Source organism: Pelomonas margarita, assembly GCF_043555875.1.
GTDB classification, from domain to species: domain Bacteria; phylum Pseudomonadota; class Gammaproteobacteria; order Burkholderiales; family Burkholderiaceae_C; genus Pelomonas; species Pelomonas margarita.
This window is the reverse complement of record NZ_JBIGHW010000056.1, coordinates 1-787: the sequence shown is the minus strand read 5'-3', so window position 1 is coordinate 787 and position 787 is coordinate 1. Positions and strand designations below refer to the sequence as shown.

The 787-nt window shown below is 70.5% G+C and carries 1 protein-coding gene; it reads left to right on the top strand.

The annotated features are described in order from the left end of the window. Positions 1 to 787, top strand: a 787-nt coding sequence (locus tag ACG0Z3_RS23205) for an IS66 family transposase (RefSeq protein ID WP_394402423.1), incomplete at both ends; no start/stop codon positions are given.

Below are 787 nucleotides of genomic sequence, written 5' to 3'. Positions count from 1 at the left end.
CCAAGATCGACAAGCTCAACTTCGAGCTTGCCCGGTTGCGCCGCTGGCAGTTCGACGCCAAGACCGAGGCCATGACCGCCGCGCAGCGGCTGCTGTTCGCCGAAGCCCTGGCCGAGGACGAGGCCAGTCTGCGCGCGAAGTTGGCCGAACTGCAGCGCGGCCTGCCTGAGGCGCCCAAGACGCCCAAGGCACCCCCGCGCAAGCCGCGGCGCCAGGCGCTGCCCGCGCACCTGGAGCGCGTGGAGCACCGCCACGAGCCCGAGGACACCCACTGCCCCAACGCCGACTGCCGCCAACCCATGCAGCGCATCGGCGAGGACGTGAGCGAGAAGCTGGACATCGTGCCGGCCAAGTTCTTCGTGCACCGTCACATCTACGGCAAGTGGGCCTGCCGGTGCTGCCAGCAATTGCACCAGGAACCCGCCGAGCCCGACGTCGTCGACGGCGGCATCCCGGCGGCCGGCCTGGTGGCCCACACGCTGATCAGCCGCTTCGTCGACCACCTGCCTTACTACCGCCAAGAGCCGATCAACGCGCGCTCGGGCGTGCACACGCCGCGCTCCACGCTGGCCAGCTGGGGTGGCGCGGGCGGTGCGAGCCTGGGGCCGCTGTATGAGCTGCACCGGGCCTTCATCCTGGGCTGCCGGGTGCTGCATGCTGACGAGACGCCGGTGCCGCTGCTGGACCCGGGCGCCGGCAAGACGAAGAAGGCGTACGTCTGGGCCTGGGCGCGCAGTCATCACGACCCACACCCGGGCGTGATCTACGAGTTCTGCCTGGGTCGAGG